General features: G+C 61.4%; 19 protein-coding genes. 6 read left to right on the forward strand and 13 right to left on the reverse strand.

The window, feature by feature from the left end; translation table 11 throughout:
* The first annotated feature begins 55 nt into the window (after window positions 1-55).
* Entirely contained in the window at window positions 56-859 is an 804-nt protein-coding gene (locus tag So717_RS05825; protein WP_159975272.1) for an enoyl-CoA hydratase, read from the forward strand.
* 87 nt (window positions 860-946) lie between these two features.
* Here the strand turns inward: So717_RS05825 and gyrB are convergent, their stop codons facing one another.
* The 9 genes from gyrB to mutM form a co-directional block, all read right to left on the reverse strand.
* Entirely contained in the window at window positions 947-3361 is a 2415-nt protein-coding gene (gyrB, locus tag So717_RS05830) for a DNA topoisomerase (ATP-hydrolyzing) subunit B (protein ID WP_159975273.1), read from the reverse strand.
* 78 nt (window positions 3362-3439) lie between these two features.
* Window positions 3440-4060 carry a LysE family translocator gene (locus So717_RS05835; RefSeq protein WP_159975274.1) on the reverse strand — a complete coding sequence of 207 codons (621 nt, stop codon included), beginning with the start codon at window positions 4058-4060 and terminating at the stop codon, window positions 3440-3442.
* Window positions 4057-5157, reverse strand: coding sequence for a DNA replication/repair protein RecF (recF, locus tag So717_RS05840; RefSeq protein WP_174238996.1), 1101 nt, complete (start codon window positions 5155-5157; stop codon window positions 4057-4059). The genes So717_RS05835 and recF overlap by 4 nt, the downstream gene beginning before the upstream one ends.
* 48 nt (window positions 5158-5205) lie before the next feature.
* The gene (gene dnaN, locus So717_RS05845) at window positions 5206-6324 is read right to left on the reverse strand and encodes a DNA polymerase III subunit beta (protein WP_159975276.1); all 1119 of its coding nucleotides are present in this window, start codon (window positions 6322-6324) and stop codon (window positions 5206-5208) included.
* A gap of 142 nt (window positions 6325-6466) precedes the next feature.
* Window positions 6467-7840: a chromosomal replication initiator protein DnaA gene (gene dnaA, locus So717_RS05850; protein ID WP_159975277.1), complete on the reverse strand. Its 1374-nt coding sequence runs from the start codon at window positions 7838-7840 to the stop codon at window positions 6467-6469.
* 546 nt (window positions 7841-8386) lie between these two features.
* Complete coding sequence (gene rpsT, locus So717_RS05855; RefSeq protein WP_159975278.1) at window positions 8387-8650, reverse strand: 30S ribosomal protein S20; 264 nt, start codon at window positions 8648-8650, stop codon at window positions 8387-8389.
* A 215-nt stretch (window positions 8651-8865) separates the two neighbouring features.
* Window positions 8866-9456: a histidine phosphatase family protein gene (locus tag So717_RS05860; RefSeq protein ID WP_159975279.1), complete on the reverse strand. Its 591-nt coding sequence runs from the start codon at window positions 9454-9456 to the stop codon at window positions 8866-8868.
* A 54-nt stretch (window positions 9457-9510) separates the two neighbouring features.
* Entirely contained in the window at window positions 9511-10287 is a 777-nt protein-coding gene (locus So717_RS05865; protein ID WP_159975280.1) for an enoyl-CoA hydratase, read from the reverse strand.
* A 63-nt stretch (window positions 10288-10350) separates the two neighbouring features.
* Window positions 10351-11202, reverse strand: coding sequence for a bifunctional DNA-formamidopyrimidine glycosylase/DNA-(apurinic or apyrimidinic site) lyase (gene mutM / locus So717_RS05870; RefSeq protein WP_159975281.1), 852 nt, complete (start codon window positions 11200-11202; stop codon window positions 10351-10353).
* Window positions 11203-11289: 87 nt separating this feature from the next.
* Here mutM and ubiE point away from each other — a divergent pair, with 87 nt between their 5' ends.
* The gene (gene ubiE, locus So717_RS05875; RefSeq protein WP_159975282.1) at window positions 11290-12042 is read left to right on the forward strand and encodes a bifunctional demethylmenaquinone methyltransferase/2-methoxy-6-polyprenyl-1,4-benzoquinol methylase UbiE; all 753 of its coding nucleotides are present in this window, start codon (window positions 11290-11292) and stop codon (window positions 12040-12042) included.
* A gap of 104 nt (window positions 12043-12146) precedes the next feature.
* Complete coding sequence (gene ubiB / locus So717_RS05880; protein WP_159975283.1) at window positions 12147-13694, forward strand: 2-polyprenylphenol 6-hydroxylase; 1548 nt, start codon at window positions 12147-12149, stop codon at window positions 13692-13694.
* A gap of 104 nt (window positions 13695-13798) precedes the next feature.
* On the opposite strand, the gene So717_RS05885 is transcribed toward ubiB, so the two are convergent.
* Window positions 13799-14977, reverse strand: coding sequence for an acetyl-CoA C-acyltransferase family protein (locus tag So717_RS05885; RefSeq protein ID WP_159975284.1), 1179 nt, complete (start codon window positions 14975-14977; stop codon window positions 13799-13801).
* A 117-nt stretch (window positions 14978-15094) separates the two neighbouring features.
* Between So717_RS05885 and So717_RS05890 the strand changes: the two genes are divergently transcribed.
* The 3 genes from So717_RS05890 (at window position 15095) to tdh (ending at window position 18031) form a co-directional block, all read left to right on the forward strand.
* Window positions 15095-15658 (forward strand): helix-turn-helix domain-containing protein, encoded by a 564-nt coding sequence (locus So717_RS05890; protein WP_159975285.1) that lies wholly within the window; start codon window positions 15095-15097, stop codon window positions 15656-15658.
* Between the two features lie 105 nt (window positions 15659-15763).
* Complete coding sequence (locus So717_RS05895) at window positions 15764-16954, forward strand: glycine C-acetyltransferase (protein WP_159975286.1); 1191 nt, start codon at window positions 15764-15766, stop codon at window positions 16952-16954.
* 45 nt (window positions 16955-16999) lie between these two features.
* Window positions 17000-18031: an L-threonine 3-dehydrogenase gene (gene tdh, locus So717_RS05900; protein ID WP_159975634.1), complete on the forward strand. Its 1032-nt coding sequence runs from the start codon at window positions 17000-17002 to the stop codon at window positions 18029-18031.
* A gap of 40 nt (window positions 18032-18071) precedes the next feature.
* Here tdh and So717_RS05905 read toward each other — a convergent pair whose 3' ends face one another.
* From So717_RS05905 to So717_RS05915, 3 genes are all read right to left on the reverse strand, one after another.
* On the reverse strand, window positions 18072-18806 hold the full coding sequence (locus tag So717_RS05905; protein WP_159975287.1) for a metallophosphoesterase family protein: 735 nt from the start codon (window positions 18804-18806) through the stop codon (window positions 18072-18074).
* 60 nt (window positions 18807-18866) lie between these two features.
* On the reverse strand, window positions 18867-20462 hold the full coding sequence (serA, locus tag So717_RS05910; RefSeq protein WP_159975288.1) for a phosphoglycerate dehydrogenase: 1596 nt from the start codon (window positions 20460-20462) through the stop codon (window positions 18867-18869).
* A 92-nt stretch (window positions 20463-20554) separates the two neighbouring features.
* Window positions 20555-21694, reverse strand: coding sequence for a phosphoserine transaminase (locus tag So717_RS05915; RefSeq protein WP_159975289.1), 1140 nt, complete (start codon window positions 21692-21694; stop codon window positions 20555-20557).
* Window positions 21695-21763: the final 69 nt, after the last annotated feature.

The following is a 21763-nucleotide window of genomic DNA, read 5'->3' on the forward strand; positions in this document are numbered from 1 at the left end:
CAGTGGCGCAGTACTTCCCGCTTTGATGTCGCGAGATCAGACCAAGGGGGCGCTGATGACGAACGACGCTGCACCAGTCCTGTCGGACCGTGCCGAGGGGATCGCCACGATCACCCTCAACCGGCCAAAATCGCTGAATGCGCTGTCTGAAGATATGCTGGCGGCGCTTCAGGCGACACTCGACGAGATCGCCAAGGATCGCGAGACGCGGGCGGTGATTTTGCGCGGCGCGGGTGATCATTTCTGTGCAGGTCATAACCTCAAGGAAATGACGGCGCGGCGGGCGGATGAGGATGGCGGCAAGGCCTATTTCAACGCGCTCTTTGCGACCTGTTCCAAGATGATGCTGTCGATCGTGAACCTGCCTCAGCCAGTGATTGCTGAGGTGCAGGGCATCGCCACGGCAGCAGGCTGTCAGTTGGTCGCCACCTGCGATCTGGCCGTGGCCGCTGATACTGCGCGTTTTGCAACTTCGGGCGTCAACATTGGGTTATTCTGCTCCACACCCATGGTCGCCTTGTCGCGCAACCTGCCCCGCAAGCAGGCGATGGAGATGCTGTTGCTTGGGGAATTCCAGAGCGCGCAAAGGGCTGCTGAGATGGGGCTAATCAATCAGGTGGTCTCGCAAGCGGAGTTGGCTGCTGCGGCCCGCGCTATGGCAGCCAAGATTGTCTCCAAAGCGCCGGTTGCCGTGAAGATCGGCAAGCAGGCGTTTTATGAACAGGCCGATATGGCGCTGACCGAGGCCTATGCTTATGCGGGCGCGGCGATGGCCGAGAATATGCTGGCCCACGACACGGAACGCGGGATCGAAGCCTTCATCGCAAAGAAACCCATGCCGGAGTGGTTGGACGACTAACCGCTTGCTGGCGTCAGGGGGAAAGCCGCCTCACCCCATCGAGGGGGATCGTCGGCTGCCCGGCTATGCCGGGCGGCGTGTGTGGGCTCAGAAGTCCAGGTTTTCCACGCTCAGCGCATTTTGCTGGATGAATTCCCGACGGGGTTCCACCACATCACCCATCAGTTTGGTGAAAATATCATCGGCCTCAGCCATATCATCCACCTTCACTTGCAGCAGCGTGCGGGCGTCCGGGTCGAGCGTCGTCTCCCAGAGCTGGTCGGGGTTCATCTCGCCCAGACCCTTGTAGCGCTGCAGCGACAGCCCTTTCTCGCCCTCCTGCAGGATTGCATCCAAGAGGTCCAGTGGGCCAAGAATAGACTGCACCCGGTCTTTGCGCACCAACGTGGCAGGCAGGTTGTAGGTGTCCTGCAACTCCTTCGTGAAGCTGCCAGTGCGCTTCGCCTCGCCGCCCCGCAGGATGCGACCGTCCAGCGTGCGCACTTCCTCTACGCCGCGCAGGATGCGCGCCAGCCTGATGCCGTGATCCTGTGTGATCCGCCCCTGCCAGCCGCGTTCATACTCCTCGGCGATCAGGTTCAGCCGGGCTGCGACCTTATCGGCCGTCCCTTGCAGGTCGGCATCCACGACACCGGGTGCAAAGGCGCCTGCAATGGCCGCCTGTTCCAGGATATGACGCGGGTAGTGCGTCGGGAAAGCGTCGAGCACGCGGCGCATCTGCCGCGCAAGTTCTACCACGCGCATCAGGTCAGCGCCTGCGATCTCATCGCCGTTGCCCTGCCGCAGCATCGCACCCTCGACACCCTGATTGATCAGATATTCCTCCATGGCGGCCTCGTCCTTGAGGTAGACCTCGGACTTACCGCGCGAGACCTTATAGAGCGGCGGCTGCGCAATGTAGAGGTGCCCGTGTTCGATCAGCTCCGGCATCTGCCGGTAGAAGAACGTGAGCAACAGCGTGCGGATATGCGCACCGTCCACATCCGCATCGGTCATGATGACGATCTTGTGGTAGCGCAGTTTTTCAATGTTGAACTCATCCCGTCCGATGCCGGTGCCAAGCGCCATGACCAGGTTCCCGATCTCCTGACTGCTGAGCATGCGGTCGAACCGCGCCCGCTCCACATTCAGGATCTTACCTTTCAGTGGCAGGATGGCTTGGGTCTGACGGTCCCGACCGGTCTGGGCAGACCCCCCGGCGCTATCCCCTTCCACAAGGAAGACTTCTGTCTTCGAGGGGTCTTTCTCGGAGCAATCCTTGAGCTTGCCCGCGAGGAAGTTCACATCCATCGCCGTCTTGCGCCGTGTGAGTTCACGGGCCTTGCGCGCCGCTTCCCGCGCTTGCGCCGCTTCGATGATCTTGCTGACGACAATTCGCGCCTCGTTCGGATTTTCCTCAAACCACTCCGACAGCTTCTCGTTCATCAACCCTTCAACGGCTGGGCGCACCTCTGAGCTGACCAGCTTGTCCTTGGTCTGGCTGGAAAACTTCGGGTCCGGCACCTTGACCGACAACACACAGGTCAGCCCCTCGCGCGCATCGTCTCCGGTGAAGCTCACCTTCTCCTTCTTCGCAATCCCGCTCGACTGCGCGTAATTGTTGATCGTCCGCGTGAGCGCCCCGCGAAAGCCCGCCAGATGGGTGCCGCCATCGCGTTGCGGGATGTTGTTGGTGAAGGGCAGCACGTTCTCGTGGTAGCTGTCGTTCCACCACATGGCGATTTCCACGCCAATCTCGTCCCGCTCGCCGGTGATGAAAATTGGCTCCGGCATGACGGAAGACTTGGAGCGGTCCAGATACTTCACGAACTCTTTCACGCCGCCTTCGTAGTAAAGCTCCGAACGCAGGCTTTCTGCGGGCCGCTCGTCCACCAGAATGATCCGCACACCGGAGTTCAGAAACGCCAGCTCGCGCAGTCGCTTCTCCAGCACCTCGAAGGAATACTCGATGTTTGAAAACGTGTCGGTCGAGGCCATGAAGCGCACCTCGGTGCCGGTGCGGTCCGTCTCGCCGACCACCTCCAGATGCTTGACGGTGAAGCCGCCTTCGAACCGCGCCACATGCTCGCGACCTTCGCGCCAGATCCGCAGCTCCAGCCAGTCGCTGAGCGCGTTCACCACCGACACACCCACCCCGTGCAGCCCGCCCGAGACCTTGTAGGAGTTGCTGTCGAATTTCCCGCCTGCATGCAGTTGGGTCATGATCACCTCGGCGGCGGACACGCCCTCTTCCTCGTGAATCCCGACCGGAATCCCGCGCCCGTTGTCAGAGACGGACACAGAGGAATCCTCGTGAATGGTAACGGTAACAGCATCCGCATGCCCGGCCAGCGCCTCGTCGATGCCGTTGTCCACAACCTCATAGACCATGTGGTGAAGGCCTGAGCCATCATCAGTGTCGCCGATGTACATGCCGGGCCGCTTGCGGACGGCCTCTAACCCTTTGAGAACCTTGATCGAATCGGCGCCGTATTCTGCTGGCGTTTGCGCGTTGTCGGACATGCCGCTAACCCTTTTTATTTTTCTAGTTTTATAAGGTTTCCAAGGCGGAATGTCACGCGATGGGCACAATATTTTGTGTCAGGTGAAGGGGATAACCACACCGACCAGAATCAGCAAACCGCCCGAGATCACGTTGATCCGCGCAAGGGTGTGCGGTGCCGTGATCACTGCTCTGACGTGGCCCACGCAGAGCGCCAACAACAGGTTCCCAATCAGTGGAATCGCCACCGAGGCGGCAATGATCGCGGTGATATCCGGAGCGGTCACCGCGCGCAGATCAAAGAACCCCGGCAGCACGCCGATATAGAAGAGCACGGCCTTCGGATTCCCGAGGATCGCCACAAGCCCCGCCAGAAATCCGGGCCAGACCCCCGGACGGGTCAGGCGGCTGTCGGTGCTGATCTGTCGATGCGCATGTCGGATCAGCAAAAGCCCCATGCCGATGAACACTCCGCAGGCGACCCAGCGCAGCACCGCCATGAAGACATCAAAGATCGACAGCACCCAGGAGATGCCGAGCACCGCCACCAGCGGCCAGAGGATATCTCCTGCAGCCACACCAACAGCCAGCGGCCAGGCGGCACCAAATCCGCCAGACAGCGCGCGCGCCATCAGCGCCAGCCACACCGGCCCCGGCGTCAGGAACAGGATCACCAGCGCGCCCATGTAAAGGACCAGATCCCCCAACGCGATGGTCACGCGGGCACCAGTTCCGACAGCCCGTCGCTGTCGCGCACTTCCACATATTGCGCGCGGTCACCCATGGCGGCAAAGAGCTCCTGCTCCGTGCCTGTCATCCAGGCTTGCGCCCCAAGGGCTGCAATCTCGTCATAGAGCGCCGCGCGCCGGTCCGGATCCAGATGGGCTGCCACTTCGTCCAGCAACAGGATCGGCGGCGCTCCGAAACCCCGCGCCAGGGCTCGCGCATTGGCGAGGATCAGAGAGACCAGCAACGCCTTCTGCTCGCCCGTCGAGCAATCCTTCGCCGGCACGCCCTTCGCCGCATAGACACCAGAGATATCCGCCCGATGCGGGCCGATCAGGCTACGGCCCGCCGCCACATCTCGTGGACGGCTCTCAGCCAGAGCCACGCGCACATCCTCCACCGTCTGCGGCAAATGCCCCTCCGCATGGGTCAGCGTCAGCTCTGCCGCCGGAAAGGCCGTCTGTGCGTCCTCTTGCGCCTCAGCCAGCTGCTCCAGAGCCGCGCGCCGGTTTTTATCTATCACCACACCGCTCTCCGCCATCTGCGTCTCCAGCGCCGCATACCAACCGGGGTCGCGCACCATATCCTTGAGCAACCTGTTGCGCTCGCGCATGGCGCGCTCATAGGCCAGCGTCGCCTCCGCATGGCCAGGCTCAAAGCTCAGCGTCATCCGGTCGAGAAACCGCCGCCGCCCCTCTGCCCCTTCGATCCACAGCCGGTCCATCGCCGGGATCAGCCACAGAACCCGCGCGATCCGCCCCAGCGCCACTTGAGGCGCGGCTTTCTCGTCAATGCGCACCTGACGCGCCGCGCCACCTTCCGACCAGATCTCGATCTCATGCACCTGCTGCGGCGCTTGCAAAACGCCTGAGAGCTTCCATCCCAAAGCCTCCGGTCGCCGTGTCATATCCTCCGCACTGGACCGCCGCAAACCGCGCCCCGGTGAGAACAGCGACACCGCCTCCAGCACATTGGTCTTGCCCGCTCCATTGGCCCCATAAAGCGCGACAGGCCGCCCATCGAGCGCCAGCCGACCAATCTTGTGCGATCGGAAATGCGACAGGACCAGCGACGTCAGATAGAGCGCCATCACCCTGCCTTCATTGTTCCAGAAATATGCCCGCCGGAGGCAAGGAGTTTAAACGCGCATCGGCATGACCACATAGACCGCCGATTGATCATTGCCTTCGCGCATCAGGGTTGGATCGCCCGAGGAATTGAACAGAAAAACCGCATTCTCGCGGTCCACCTGGCTGGCAATCTCCAGCAAGTATTTGGCGTTGAACCCGATCTCCAACCGCTCGTCGCCATAGGCCACGGCCAGCTCTTCCTCGGCAGCCCCGCTGTCTGGCGCATTCACCGACAACACCAGCCGATCCTCATCCAACTGCAGCTTCACCGCGCGCGAGCGTTCCGAACTCACCGTCGCCACCCGGTCGACCGCTTGGGCGAAGTCCGAGGCGTCTACCTCAAGCTTGCGTGCGTTATTCTGCGGGATCACGCGGGTGTAGTCGGGGAAGGTGCCGTCGATGACCTTCGACGTGAGCGTGATATCGGGCGTGGCAAAGCGCACCTTGGTCTCGCTCACCGACACGGCAATTTTCATCTCGTCATCTTCCAGCAGCTTGCGCAACTCTCCTACGGTCTTGCGCGGCACAATCACACCGGGCATCTCCGACGCGCCCTCGGGCAAATCCGCGTCGATGCGGGCCAGCCGGTGCCCGTCGGTTGCGACACAGCGCAGGGTCTGCCCGCCATCCGCATCGGCGATATGCATGTAAACCCCGTTCAGATAGTACCGCGTCTCCTCTGTCGAAATCGCAAACTTCGACTTGTCGAACAGCCGTCGCAGCACGGGCGCCGGAGCCGAGAAGTTCGAAGCATACTCTGAGGACGCCATGACCGGAAAGTCTTCCTTCGGCAAAGTCGCCAGAGAGAAATTCGACCGCCCCGCTTCAACCGTCAGCCGCCCTGTCGCGCCATCGGCGGTCAGCGTGACCAACGCGCCATCAGGCAATTTGCGCACGATCTCGTGCAGGGTGGTGGCGGCGACCGTTGTGGCACCAGCACGTTCAACCTGCGCCGGCGCCTTATCGACCACCTCGATGTCAAGATCGGTGGCGCGGAAGGTGACATCGCTGCCTTCGGCTTCGATCAGCACATTGGCAAGGATCGGGATTGTATTGCGCCGCTCAACCACGGACTGGGCTTGCGACACGGCCTTGAGCAGGGACGCGCGTTCGATGCTGATTTTCATAGGCTTGATCCTCCCACCAGTCCGGAGGATCAAGGTACCCTTATCCACCGACTTCACAAGTGTTTTATTGGTTTGTGTGGTGGAAAGCCCAGGGCGTCAAGACCCGTCGCTGCATTGCCGCACGACGGGTCCTAAGGTGTGACTATTCTTCCAGCGCGCGGCGCAGAAGTTCCAGATCTTCAGCAATCTGGCCGTCCTGGGTTTTCAACTCTTCGATGCGCTTGACGCCGTGCATGACGGTGGTGTGGTCCCGCCCGCCAAAGCGCCGCCCGATCTCGGGCAAAGACCGCGACGTCATCTTTTTGCAGAGATACATCGCCACCTGGCGCGGGCGCGCATAGCTGCGCAGACGTTTGGGGCCAATCATGTCCGACAGGCGGATGTTGTAGTGGTCCGACACCTTGCGCTGGATCTCTTCGACGGTGATCTTGCGCTCTGACGCGCGCAGCACGTCCGACAGACAATCCTGCGTCAGCTCCATGTTGATCTCGCGGCCGACAAGCGACGCAAAGGCAAAGAGCCGCGTTAGCGCCCCTTCCAACACCCGCACATTGGTCGAGATCCGATGTGCAAGAAACTCCAGCACACCTGCCTCGACTTCAAGGTCCGGGTAGTTCAAGCGTTGCTGCTCCACCTTGCTTTGCAGGATGCCGAGGCGCAGCTCATAGTCGGTTGGGTGCAGATCCACCACCAAGCCGCACTGCAGGCGCGATTTCACGCGGTCTTCGAGATCCTTGATCTCGCTGGGTGAGCGGTCCGCCGAAATGATGATCTGCTTGTTCTGATCCACTAGCGCATTGAACGTGTGAAAGAACTCCTCCTGCGTGGAATCCTTACCTGCGATGAATTGCACGTCATCCACCATCAGCACATCGACCGAGCGGAAGATCTCCTTGAAGTCCATCATCTTGCGGTCGCGCAGGGCCTGGACAAAGCGGTACATGAATTGTTCGGCAGAGAGGTAGAGCACGTTCATCTCGGGGCGGCGGGCGCGCAATTCATGGGCAATCGCGTGCATCAGGTGGGTTTTACCCAGACCAACGCCGCCGTAGAGGAAGAGAGGGTTGAAGGTCACGGGGCCACCTTCAGCAACACGGCGAGCCGCAGCATGAGCCAGCTCGTTGGGCTTGCCGACGACAAACGTGTCGAAGGTGAACCGCTTGTCGAGCGGCGCAGTTGTCAGCGCCGTGTTTGCCGCAGGCTTCACAGCGCGCATCGCTGCGGAGCTTTGCACAGGCTGCGGCGCCTGGGGCATGTCGGCCCCTGCACCAACCGGGGTTGGCACCGCAAACTGCAAACGGCGCAGGCTTGGATCTTCGGTTTTGAGTTCATGCAGGATCAGTTCCGCGAAATTCTGGCTCACATAGTTGCCCAGAAAGTTCGTTGGCACGTCGAACGTCGCAATCCCGTCATCCGCTGCCCGAAACTCTATTGGTTCGATCCAGTTTGTGTAGTTGTTTTGCCCTACCGTCTTTAGCAGTCGCTGCCTCAACTGCCCCCACTTCTCTTTAGTCATATTTGACCTGTTTTCCTCATCGCGTTGCCATTTTGGCAGCAGATCCCGTTCTGGGTCATCTGTGCCGCCTCTACCTTCTTGTTTGCGAACACACCTTTCCTGCCCCGGCTCTTACAAAAACCTGGTTAACGTCCAATGGACATTTACAGAATAGGCGGTGTCCAATGGACTGACGTGCCCTGTGTCGGGCACGCGGTCCAATCAGACGATACCGTCCGCATTTTATTTGACAGGGCAAATCGCTGTTGCGCAGCATTTGCAGACTGAAGGCGTCTCCTTTGTGGTGACACCCAGCCCCTGAGTTACAACATCCACAGCAGTGTGAACGCGCTGATCAGGGCCTGTCCCCCCATGGCGATATGAATCGCACAACATAGGTAGCAACTTCGTCTGCGACCCGGCAACTGATCTTCATTCTTGACTCTGTATTTTCAAAAAAGAATCTCTGAGCGGGCGGAAAGAGTCTCATAAATGCAAAAAAGCGCCGATGAACGACGCCTTTTACCGCTATTTTCGGGGAGACCCCGATACATCTTGGGGTTGTTTTCAGCCTAGAGCTTTCACCCGTGATGACAGGCGCGAAATTTTCCGCGAAGCGGTGTTTTTATGAAACACCCCCTTGGTCACACCGCGCATGAGCTCGGGTTGCGCGGCACGCAGCGCGGCGGTTGCGGCGTCCTTGTCACCGGATGCAATGGCTTCTTCGACCTTGCGCAGAAAGGTCCGAATGCGCGAACGACGGGCTTTGTTGATCTGGAAACGCGCTTCGTTCTGACGGGCGCGTTTTTTGGCTTGGGGCGAGTTGGCCATGTGTAAGTCACCTTCTTGGGCGGTTGTGTGTCTGTCATACACAATGCCGCCACACCGGTTCGAGACCCCGGGAGGTGATTCTAGCCAAAGCGGGCTGCACGCGCATATCTCGGCGGGTACATAGAGAACCCGGCGAAAATTGCAAATCAGAATTTGCGTCCAGAGACAGCGGCACGGCCTGAACCGGCTACACCACCGGCCGCCGGCCTTGTCCGTTACCCGGTGATGAGCTGCTCCAGTGGCCTCCAGCAGGCGTGCGGAACGCGCTGTTCTGCATCGTATTCAAAGTAGCATCCCCCACCACCAGGCCCTTGATCATATGCGCGGCTGATCGCCAGCCCGGACAGGTGACAGTAAAGCAGCGTGCCAACCGCGCCATGGCCAACGAACAGCAGATCGCCCGCAGCATGCTCCGCCTGACACTGCTCAACCTCGGCGACGATCCGCGTTTGCGCAGCGGCAGCTGTTTCCCACCCCCGGACGCTTTGCTCTGGATTGGCAAAGAAGGCGTCTGCCACCTCTTCAAACTCCGCGGGCGGCAGGAACCCTGTGGCGCTGCGGTCATTCTCATGCATGCGCGCGCGGACCTCGACCTCGCATCCCAGCGCGACGGCCAGGGGTCGCGCTGTCTCCAGCGCCTTGGTCTCGGCGCTGCTGATCACCTTCGTTGTGCCTGCCAGCGCGCCGGATTTGGCAAGGGCTGCGACTCGGCTTTGCCCCAGCTTGCTCAGCGACCAGTTCTGGATCGGGATTTCCGGATCAATCTGAACCTGAGGATGGCTGAGATAGCGCACAAGTCTGCTCATGTGCTTTGACCTTTAAACTCGGAGATCTAACAGGCTGAACGGCGCGTGCAAGCGTCACTTGTCGCGGAACTGCGCCTCGCGTTTTTCCAGAAAGGCCCCCATGCCCTCGGCCTGGTCCTCAGTCGCAAAGAGCGCATGGAACATCCGGCGCTCAAACAGCAGACCTTCCCGCAGGGGCACCTCATAGGCGCGGTTCACCGCCTCCTTCACAACCATCACAGTGATCATGGATTTCTCCACGATCTTCTGCGCGGCACTCTGCGCCTCATCCAGAAGCTTCTTGCAAGGCACCACACGGCTGACAAGGCCAGAACGTTCCGCCTCTTCCGCGTCCATGAAGCGACCAGTGAGGTGCATATCCATCGCCTTAGACTTGCCGACAACCCGGGTAAGCCGCTGCGTCCCCCCGATTCCCGCCACCACGCCGAGGTTGATCTCGGGCTGGCCGAACTTCGCGGTGTCCGAACAGATGATGAAGTCGCACATCATAGCCAGTTCGCACCCGCCACCCAGCGCATAGCCCGAAACGGCTGCGATGATCGGCTTGCGCACGGCCATTATCGCTTCACTCTCTGGCGTGAAAAGATCGCCCGAGAACGCCTCGACAAAGCTCTTGTCTTTCATCATCGCGATGTCGGCCCCGGCGGCAAAGGCCTTCTCCGAGCCGGTGAGGATGATGCAGCGCACCTTGTCATTGGCCTGCGCATCGGTGAGCGCATCAGCCAACTCTTTCATCAAGTCGTCGTTCAGGGCGTTCAGGGCGTCGGGCCGGTTCAGCGTGATCTGGGCCACATGGTTCTCTATCTCAACGATGATCGTCTCGTAGGCCATCCGCAAAGCTCTCGATTTGTGTCACGAACCCCGACTCAATACCAAGCCTTGATGAGGTTCAAGCTATCTTTGGCATTGCGCACAGAAGAAAGATGAGCGTCCCGATTGTACGATTCGCCCAATGACACCGGGGCAGTCCGGGGTTTTACAGGGGGCGCCTTCCCGGCCGTAAACATCAAAGCTGTGCTGGAAATATCCAAGCTCGCCATCAGCTTGACGGAAATCGCGCAGCGATGAGCCCCCCGCCTTGATCGCGTCCGTCAGCACCTCGCGGATGATCGGCACAAGCGTCGCGACCCGTGTTGCAGAAATCCGTCCCGCTTTGCGCGTTGGCCTGATTTTTGCACGATAGAGCGCCTCGCAGACGTAGATATTGCCCAACCCGGCAACAATTCTCTGGTCGAGCAGCGCCGACTTTATCGGCGTCATCTTGCCCTTGAAGGCGGCAATCAAGTGGTCTTCATGAAAATCGTTGCCCAGAGGCTCCGGCCCCAGCACGGCGAGCAGCTTGTGCTTTGCCGCTGTCGCCGTCTGCATGAGATCCATCGCCCCGAACCGCCGTGGATCGTTGAAGGTGATGCGCGTGCCGTTCTGCATGTGAAAGACCACATGGTCGTGCTTTTCGGGGGCAGGGTGGGTGTGCACGAATTGCCCAAGCGGATCGCCCGAGACCATCATCCGCCCCGACATGCCCAAATGGATCAGCAGCGTCTCGCCCGAACTCAGATCCGCCAGAATATACTTCGACCGCCGCCGCAACCGTTCGATGCGCTGCCCTGTCAGCCGCGCGGCCATGTCTCGCGGAAACGGCCATCGCAGATCAGGTCGGTTCACATCCGCCTGCGCAATCACAACGCCGGTCATCGCAGGCTCCAGCCCGCGACGTACCGTTTCGACCTCCGGCAATTCTGGCACCGCTCTCCCCGCGACAATCGGGCCGCATTGTGCATCCGCCCGTGAAGCCTATAACAAAAGGCGAAGCGGCAAGGACCACAAGACCCCATGAGCAACGAGACAGACAAAACGACGCACTTCGGTTATGAGACCGTGCCCGAAGCCGAGAAAGCCGGACGGGTACAAGGTGTCTTTTCCTCTGTGGCCAGCCGATACGACATCATGAACGACGTGATGTCCGGCGGCATCCATCGTCTGTGGAAAGACGCAATGATGGACTGGCTCGCGCCGCGCCCGGGGCAAAAGCTGCTCGACGTGGCAGGTGGCACCGGCGACATCTCCTTTCGGTTCCTAAAACGCGCAGGCTCTGGCCACGCCACGGTGCTGGACTTGACCGAGCCCATGCTGGTCGAAGGTCGCAAACGCGCCGAGGCGGCACAAATGCAAGACAGCCTGGACTGGGTGGTGGGTGACGCCATGGCGCTGCCGTTTGACGACAATACCTTTGATGTCTACACCATCTCCTTCGGCATCCGGAACGTGACCCGCCCAGAAGACGCGCTGGCCGAGGCCTACCGGGTGCTCAAGCCCGGCGGTCGCCTGATAGTGCTTGAGTTCAGCCAGTTGCCAAACCCCGGGCTGCAAAAAGCCTATGACCTCTACAGCTTTAACGTGATCCCCCGCATGGGGCAGGTGATCGCGAATGACCGCGATAGCTACCAGTATCTTGTCGAATCGATCCGCAACTTCCCCGATCAGGAGACCTTTCTGAACATGATCCGGGCCACTGGTTTTGGCAACGCGAAGTACCGCAACCTGACCATGGGCATCGCCTGCTTGCACTCGGGATGGAAACTGTGATGCCACCCGCCCGGCTTCTTCTGGCCATAGATATCCTGGGGGTCCGGGGGCAAAGCCCCCGGTTGGTCGGATTGCGTCAGCAATTCGAACCCAAAGGATAACCCATGCGCGGTCCTCACAATATCTGGCGGCTGATCCGCACAGGCGCCACGCTGGAACGCACCGGCGCCATGAACGTGGTGCTCGACGCCTTCGAGGCGCCGCCCACGCTCCGCTTCGTCGCCCGGGCGCTCGGTTTGCCTTTCAAATGGCTGGGCTATGCGGGTGATCCGACCATGCCGCCCGCCACCCGCGCACTCACTGCGCTGGGTCCCGCCTACATCAAATTCGGCCAGATCCTCTCGACCCGCCCAGATGTGGTGGGCGATGAGCTGGCGATTCAACTGCGCGTGCTGCAGGACAAACTGCCACCTTTTTCTGTCGAGGAAGCCAAGGCAGAGGTGCAGCGGGAGCTAGGCCTGCCGGTGGATCAGATATTCTCGGAATTCAGCGAACCCGTTGCCGCCGCCTCCATCGCACAGGTCCACAAGGCCAGGCTGGTCTCAAACGGCGAGGCGGTTGCCGTCAAAGTGCTGCGCCCCGGCATCGAGAAGGCCTTCCGGAAGGACGTGGATGCCTTCTACCTCGCAGCCCGCATGGTCGAGATCTTCTCGCCCGGCTCGCGCCGCCTACGCCCGATGGAGGTGATCGAACACTTCGACGGCGTGGTGCGCGGCGAGCTTGATCTGCGCCTTGAATCCTCCGCCGCGTCAGAGTTTGCTGCGAACACCAAGAATGACGAGGGCTTCCAGCTGCCGCAGATGAAGTGGGAGTATTCCGCCCGCCGCGTCATGACGCTCGGCTGGGCCGATGGTGTGCCTATGGGCGACAACGCCGCCATTGATGCTGCCGGACACAACCGCGTTGACCTTGGCGACCGGGTGCTGAACCTCTTCCTCAACCACGCGCTGCGCGATGGGTACTTCCACGCGGACATGCATCAGGGCAACCTCAAGGTCGCACCCAACGGCGACATTATTGCCTATGACTTCGGCATCATGGGACATATCGACGAATATACCCGCCGCGTCTATGCTGAGATCCTCTTTGGCTTCATCCGCAAGGACTACAAACGCGTGGCCGAGGTGCATTTTGAGGCGGGTTACGTGCCCGCCGACAAGGATGTGGATGAATTTGCCCGGGCATTGCGCGCCGTCGGAGAACCGATCTTTGGTATGGATGCCAATCACATCTCCATGGGCCGATTGCTGAATTATCTCTTTGAAGTGACCGAGCGCTTTGGCATGGAAACCCGGACCGAACTCATCTTACTGCAACGCACCATGGTGGTGGTCGAAGGGGTCGCGCGCTCGCTGAATCCGCAGATCAACATCTGGCAGGTGGCGGCACCCCTGGTCACCGACTATATCTCCAAATCCATTGGTCCCAAAGCCGTGCTCACCGATCTGGCCAAGACAGCCCGTGTTGTCACCCGCTTTGGCCCGCGCCTGCCGGGCATGGTCGAGGCCGCACTCATCCGCCAGAGCAATGCCGAAGATCCGCCCCGCACGCACGGATTTCTGGAGCGGGTTTTCCTCGCGGTTGTCTTCGGTGTGTCCGTTGGTCTGGGCGGGGCTGCGACACTCATTTTGATCGACATGACGCTGTTCTGACCGACACATGTCTTCGAGGAGGCGGGCGGCCTAAAGCCCGCCCGAACCTGCCCGCCAGTTCCGCTGTTCTTTTTGCTGAGGCAGCGGTTTGTTCGTCGGAGGGCTCACATGCGTTCGATGGCGAGGGCGATGCCTTGACCGCCGCCGATGCACATTGTGATCAGGGCCTTGGACCCCTGGATGCGCTCCAGCTCATAGAGGGCTTTTACCGTGATAATCGCCCCCGTCGCCCCCACCGGGTGACCGAGTGCTATGGCTCCGCCGTTGGGGTTCACTTTCATCGGGTCAAGGCCAAGGTTTTTGCTGACAGCCAGCGCCTGCGCGGCAAAGGCCTCATTGCTTTCGATCACGTCGAAGTCGTCTGCGTTGAGGCCGGTCTTTTCCAGCAGGTTTTGAACGGCTGGCACCGGGCCGATGCCCATGACCTCGGGACGCACTCCGGCATGGGCATATCCCAACACCCGTGCCCTTGGTTTCAGCCCTGCGGCCTCAGCGGCCTCTGCTGTTGCCAGAACCACTGCGCCTGCGCCATCATTGATGCCGCTTGCGTTGCCAGCCGTGACCGTACCGTCTTTCTGAAACACGGCACGCAGCCCGGCGAGCGCATCTGCTGTTGTCGCCTTGGGATGTTCGTCGACCTCGAAGGGCACCGTGTCCCGCTTCAACCGCACCTCAACCGGAGCGATTTGGCTGGCGAAATGGCCGGCCTCAATCGCAGCGGCGGCGCGGTTTTGGCTTTCTAGAGCGAACGCATCCTGAGCGTCCCGGCTGATGTCGTGTTCAGCCGCCACGTTTTCAGCCGTCACCCCCATGTGGCCCGTGCCAAAGGGGCAGTTCAGCGCACCCAACATCATGTCGAGCGTGCGGATGTCTCCCATCTTTGCGCCCCAGCGTTGGTCCGGCACGATGAAGGGGGATCGCGACATATTCTCGGCGCCCCCGGCGAGGCCAAAGGCGGCATCCCCCAGCATGAGTGATTGAATAACAGAGACAATCGCCTGCACGCCTGACCCGCAGAGCCGGTTGACGTTCATCGCGGGCACCGTCTCCGGCACGCCCGCCTGCATCGCGACCACGCGGCTGAGATACATATCGCGCGGTTCGGTGTTGATGACATGCCCGAAAGCCACATGGCCGATCTGGCCGGCGCTTACGCCGGAGCGCTCCAGCGCGGCTTTGGCGGCGACTGTACCCAGATCAATCGGCGTGGTCCCGGCAAGCGCCCCGCCGAACGTTCCGATAGCCGTCCGGGCCCCGCCCAGAATCACGATGTCTTTGGTCATGGCGCTCTCCCTCTTTGCCTGTCTTATCCTGCCCGGTGACGTGGCTGTCAGCAACGACGTCTCGTCATGCGGCAGTTTCATTTGACAAGCCTCCGGCATATCGGCGATGTCTCCGGCATGACGGATGCGAGCAACAGCATACTCACCCAACTCCCTGCCCGCCTGAAAGAGGCGCGGCGGGCGCAAGGGCTGTCGCTTGACGCGGTGGCCAAGCTTTCGGGTGTGTCCCGCTCCATGGTCAGCCAGATCGAACGCGGCGAGTCGAGCCCGACCATCGCGACGCTGTGGAACCTGACCCGTGCTCTACAGGTGGATTTCGCAGGGCTGCTCGATGGGGCGTCCGAGGCCATGCGGATCGAAGTGCTGCGGGCCAGCGATGTTCCGACCATCGACAATTTAGGCACCGGGTGTCGCATCCGCATCCTGTCGCCCCCCGAAGAGGCCGGGCGGCACGAGGTTTACGAATTGGTCATCGCCGAGGGCGGGCAGCTCGACAGCCAGCCGCACGCGCGCGGTGCGCGGGAGCACTTGACGGTGATTGAAGGGGCGCTTGAGGTCATGAGCGGTGACCAACGGCAAGCGCTACAGGCAGGGGACACGGCGCGCTATGCGGCGGATGTGCCGCATCGGATCGCGGCCCAAGGCGACGTGCGGGCGTTCCTTGTTGTGCAAGACGCCTGATCCCATAAATCCGAGATCACGGAAATTTTCCGCCATCTTGAATTTCCGCTATTTCGGAATTGAGGGCGATATGGTAGAAGCTTGCCTGTAAAAAGGAGCCCTGCCATGACACAAGCCTATCTGGACCACATCGCCGACACGCTGCAACAGATCGAAGCTGATGGCATGATGAAACGCGAGCGGGTGATCACCTCGCCTCAGGGCGGGCAGATCTCGGTTGGCCCGCGTGAGGTGATCAACCTGTGCGCCAACAACTACCTCGGGCTTGCCGATCATCCCGACCTGATCGCCGCCGCCAAAGGTGCGATGGACCCGCGCGGCTTTGGCATGGCCTCGGTGCGGTTCATCTGCGGCACGCAGGATCTGCACCGGGAGCTGGAGCAGAAGCTGGCGGCGTTTCTAGGCATGGAGGACTCGATCCTCTTCGCCGCCTGTTTCGATGCCAATGGCGGGCTCTTTGAGCCGCTCCTGGGGCCGGAGGATGCGGTGGTGTCGGACGCGCTGAACCATGCGTCGATCATCGACGGCATAAGGCTCTGCAAGGCGAAGCGGTACCGCTATGCGAATTCGGACATGGCGGACCTGGAGGGGCAGTTGCAGCTGGCGCGGGAAGAGGGGGCGCGCTTCATCCTGATCGCGACAGACGGTGTCTTCAGCATGGACGGCTATCTGGCGAAGCTGCCGGAGATCAAGGCGCTGGCGGCGACATACGACGCCATGGTGATGGTGGATGATTGCCATGCGACGGGCTTCATGGGGCCGAAGGGGGCGGGCACCCCGGCGCATGCGGGTGTTGAGGTGGATATTCTGACGGGAACGCTCGGCAAGGCGCTGGGCGGGGCCATCGGCGGCTATATCGCGGGGCCGCAGGTGGTGATCGATCTGTTGCGCCAGCGGGCGCGGCCTTATCTCTTTTCCAACTCCCTGCCGCCTAGCATTGTGGCGGCGGGGATCAAGGCGCTGGAGCTGGTGGAGCAGGGCGACGATCTGCGCGCGCGGCTGTTCGAGAACACCATCTATTGGCGGGCGGGGCTGGAGGCGCTGGGGTTTGACCTGCAGCCGGGGGAGCATCCGATTGTGCCGGTCATGCTGGGGGAGGCGCAGCTGGCGCAGGACATGGCGGCGCGGCTTTTTGAAGAGGGGGTCTATGTGTCGGGGTTCTTCTTCCCGGTGGTGCCGCGCGGGCAGGCGCGCATTCGCACGCAGATGAATGCGGCGCTGACGCGCAAGGAGCTGGACCGGGCGCTCAGCGCCTTTGCTGTGGCCGGTCGGGCCTGTGGCGTGATTGGTGGGTGATCCGCCCGGCGGTGCCGTTGGAGTGCATATATGATGAACAATGAAATGAAAGCCTTGGCGAAGCTGGAGCCCCGGGAGGGGTTGTGGATGGTGGATGCGCCGGTGCCGGAGGTGGGGCCGGATGACGTGCTGATCCGGGTGAAGAAGACCGGGATTTGCGGCACGGATATTCACATCTGGAATTGGGATGACTGGGCGGCGCAGACGGTGCCTTTGGGGTTGATCACGGGCCATGAGTTTGTCGGCGAGATTGTCGAGGTGGGAGCGCATGTCGAGGATCTGGCCGTTGGGCAGCGCTGTTCGGGCGAGGGGCATCTCATTGGCAAGACCTCGCGGCAGAGCCGGGCGGGCAAGTTTCATCTGGATCCGGCGACGCGGGGCATCGGGGTGAACGAGCAGGGGGCCTTTGCGCAGTATCTGAAGCTGCCGGCGTTCAATGTGGTGCCGCTGCCGGATGAGATTTCCGATGATATTGGCGCGATCCTCGATCCCTTGGGCAATGCGGTGCATACAGCCTTGAGCTTTGATCTGGTGGGCGAGGATGTGCTGATCACCGGCGCTGGCCCTATCGGGATCATGGCGGCAGCGGTCGCGCGGCATGTGGGGGCGCGGCATGTGGTGATCACCGATGTGAACCCTGACAGGCTGGCGTTGGCCGGTCAGGTGACCGATGTGATCCCCGTGAATGTGGCTGAGGCTGAACTGGCTGAGACCGTATCCAGCCTGAAGATGACACAAGGCTTCGACGTCGGTCTTGAGATGTCGGGCAATCAAGCCGCGCTGGACCAGATGGTCAAAGCGATGACCATGGGCGGGCGCATCGCGATGCTTGGTATTCCGCCGGGCAAGAGCCCGGTGGATTGGTCCCGCATTGTCTTCAAGGCGATCACGATCAAGGGCGTCTACGGGCGGGAGATTTTCGAGACCTGGTATAAGATGATCGCCATGCTGCAGAACGGTCTGGATGTCAGCCGTGTGATCACGCACCGCTTCCCGGTGGACCAGTTTGAGGCCGGGTTTGCTGCGATGACATCAGGTGAGTCCGGTAAGGTGGTGCTCGATTGGACGGGTGCCTAGCGCGCTGTGTCAGAGCGGCCCATTCTAAGCATTGCTAATTCTACTCCGCGCGTGGCATGGGCTGCCGTCCAGTCTCGGACAACAGCCAGGCGTCCTGGCCCTCGAAGACAGCCGCGTGCAGTGGGCGGAAATACCCCGCGCCGCCGTCCAGGTTCACACGATTTCCCGCATGCTCGGGCCATTCCAGCGCGGTGTGCCCATGCACCACCAGCCGCCCGTGATCGGTCTGATCGTCGATGAACCCTTGGCGGATCCAGATCAGATCTTCCTCGACCTGGTCTTCAAGCGCCACGCCGGGGCGAATGCCCGCGTGAACAAACACCAACGCGTCCATGACATGCATCAGTGGCAGTTGGTTCAGAAAATCGCGATGTGCCTGTGGCACGACTGCCCGGGCGGCGTCCAGAACAGGCTCCAACGGGTCCGTTTCGTCAGCGGTGACGCCATAAGACGCCATGGTCTTGTCTCCGCCCAGCCTTGGGTTGAACCAATGCAGCTCAAAGCTTGTGGCGCTGTCGTAGACGGTCATGTCGTCCAGAAACCGGCTCAGATAGCGGTCGTGATTGCCTTTTAGCGTGATCCAGTTGCGCCCCTGCTGCTGCGCGTCGACCAGAAACTGAATCACACCACAGCTATCCGGCCCGCGATCCACGTAGTCGCCCAGCAGAACGACCTGCGCATCCGGCCCGCCATCTGCTTCGATAAGGGACAGCACACGATGTAACTCGTCCAGCTGCCCATGCACATCGCCAATGGCGTAGATCGGATCGCTCATCACACCCTCCAGCAAACGGTGCGCCCAGAAAGGCGACACCGGTCCGCTGATACAGGGATGTCAGGCGACATCAAATGCCAAAGGCTTGATCTGGGTGAAAAAGCCCGTCTCAGCCAGCTTGGCGCGCGCTTCTGCTGGCACCGGCTCATCCACATAAAGGAGCGCAATCGCCTCACCGCCGGCTTCGGCTCGGCCCAGCGTGAAGTTCGCGATGTTCACACCGTTGTCGCCCATGGTTTGCCCAAGTGTGCCGATGATGCCCGGCACGTCCTCATTGGTGGTGTAGAGCATATGCGCACCGATCTCGGCATCGATGTTGATGCCCTTGATCTGGATGAAGCGCGGCTTGCCGTCAGAGAAGACCGTGCCCGCCACCGACCGCTCGCGCTTGGCGGTGACCACGGTGACCTTGATGTAGCCGTCAAAGGCGCCCGACTTGTCCTGATTAGTAGTGGAGATCTGGATGCCACGCTCCTTGGCGATCACCGGGGCGGAGACCATATTCACATCCGGGTTGGCTTTTTTCATGATGCCCGCGACAACGCCGCAGTTCAGCGCCTCAAGGTTCATGCCTGCGACCACCCCGTCGTAGAGAATGTTGATCGCCTGAATGGGCTCATCCGTCATCTGGCCGATAAAGCTTCCCAGATGGCCTGCGAGCTTGACCCAGGGGCCCATGACCTTGGCCTCTTCTGCCGTGACCGATGGCATGTTGAGCGCATTCTCGACGGCCCCGGTGAGCAGGTAGTTCGACATCTGCTCGGCCACCTGCAGGGCGACATTCTCCTGCGCTTCGGTTGTCGCCGCGCCCAGGTGCGGGGTGCAGACTACGTTGGGTAGGTGGAAGAGCGGGTTGTCGGTGGCCGGTTCCGTCTTGAAGACGTCGAAGGCAGCGCCCGCCACATGGCCTGATTTCAGCGCCTCGGCCAACGCCTCCTCGTCCACCAGACCGCCACGCGCGCAGTTGATGATGCGGACACCCTTCTTGGTCTTGGCGATGTTCTCCCGGCTGAGGATGTTCGCAGTCTGATCGGTAAAAGGCACGTGTAGAGTGATGAAATCCGCGCGGCCAAGCAGTGTGTCGAGGTCGACCTTCTCCACGCCCATCTTCTCGGCCTTTTCCTCACCGAGGAAGGGGTCATAGGCGAGCACCTTCATTTTGAGCGCGCGGGCACGGTCGCAGACGATGCCGCCGATGTTGCCCGCGCCGATCACGCCCAGCGTCTTGCCGGTGAGCTCCACGCCCATGAACTTGGATTTCTCCCACTTGCCGTCATGGGTCGAGGCGCTGGCCTCGGGGATCTGTCGCGCCACGGCGAACATCATCGCGATCGCGTGCTCGGCAGTGGTGATCATATTGCCAAAGGGCGTGTTCATCACGATCACGCCCTTTTTCGAGGCGGCGTCCTTGTCGATATTGTCGGTGCCGATCCCGGCGCGGCCGATGACTTTCAGAGTGTCGGCTGCGGCGAGGATCTTCTCCGTCACCTTGGTGGCGGAGCGGATGGCGAGGCCATCGTAATCGCCTATGATCGCGGCAAGTTTCTCCTTGTCTTTGCCCACATCGGGCTGGAAGTCGACGTCAATGCCGCGGTCGCGGAAGATCTGCACGGCGGCATCGGAGAGCTTGTCGGAGATGAGAACTTTAGGGGCCATATCGTTGGTCCTTGTGAGTGAGGGAGGAAGCGGTGGCCCAAGGCCCACCGTACCTGCCGGCAGGTAGGGTGGGCTTTCAGGCCACCCGTTGTTCAGGCGTTGAGTTCGGTCTCGAAGGCCCAGGCGAGCCAAGGCAGCATCGCCTTGATATCCGAGGTCTCGACAGTGGCGCCGCACCAAATGCGTAGCCCCGGGGGGGCGTCGCGATATGCGCCGACATCGAGCGCCACGCCTTCATCGGCCAGCCGTTTCGCGACAGCCTTGGCGAAGGCGGCACCGTCGGTGATGCGCGTATCGGTGAACTTCAGACAGACTGAGGTGTTCGAGCGGGTCGCCGGGTCGCTGGCGAGAAAGTCGATCCAGTCATGCGCGTCGACGAACTCCGCGATGGCGGTGGTGTTTGCATCGGCCCGCGCCATAAGCCCTTGCAGTCCACCCACCGAGTCGGCCCAGTCGAGCGCCACCAGATAGTCTTCGACGCAGAGCATCGAGGGGGTGTTGATCGTCTCGCCCCGGAAGATGCCCTCGATCAGCTTGCCGCCTTTGGTTAGCCGGAAGATCTTGGGCAGCGGCCAGGGCGGGGTGTAGCTTTCCAGCCGCCCCACGGCGCGCGGGCTCAGGATCAGCATGCCATGCGCCGCCTCACCGCCCAGCACTTTCTGCCAGCTATAGGTGGTCACATCGAGCTTGTCCCAGGGCAGGTCAACCGCAAAAGCCGCGGAGGTGGCATCGCAGAGCGTGAGGCCCGCGCGATCCGCCGGGATCACATCGCCAGAGCGCATGCGCACGCCGGAGGTGGTGCCATTCCACGTAAAGCAGACATCGTTGTCGTAGTTGAGCGCGGCCATATCAACGATCTTGCCGTAGTCCGCTGTGTGGACCGTGTGCTCGATCTTGAGCTGCTTGGCCACATCGGTGACCCAGCCCGCACCGAAGCTTTCCCAGGCAACCATCTCGGCGGGGCGCTCCCCCAGCATCGACCACATCGCCATCTCGAAGGCGCCGGTGTCGGAGGCGGGCACGATCCCGATGCGATAGTCTGCTGGAATACCAAGGATCTCGCGCGTACGCTCAATCGCAGCCAGCAGCTTGGCCTTGCCCTCGGCCGCGCGATGTGACCGGCCCAGCGGGGCATCCGCCAGTTTGGACAATTCAAATGTAGGGGGTTTGGCACAGGGGCCAGAAGAAAAACGCGGGTTCGCCGGCCGCGTTGCCGGTTGTTGAGTAGCCATCAATGCTATCCTTCCAGATATGCGCCCTTCGTTGGGGAAGGGTGTCCCACGGGCGGGTCTATGGGGCTG

Origin of the sequence: Roseobacter cerasinus, assembly GCF_009811755.1 — a bacterium.
Classification (GTDB): Bacteria; Pseudomonadota; Alphaproteobacteria; order Rhodobacterales; family Rhodobacteraceae; genus Roseobacter; species Roseobacter cerasinus.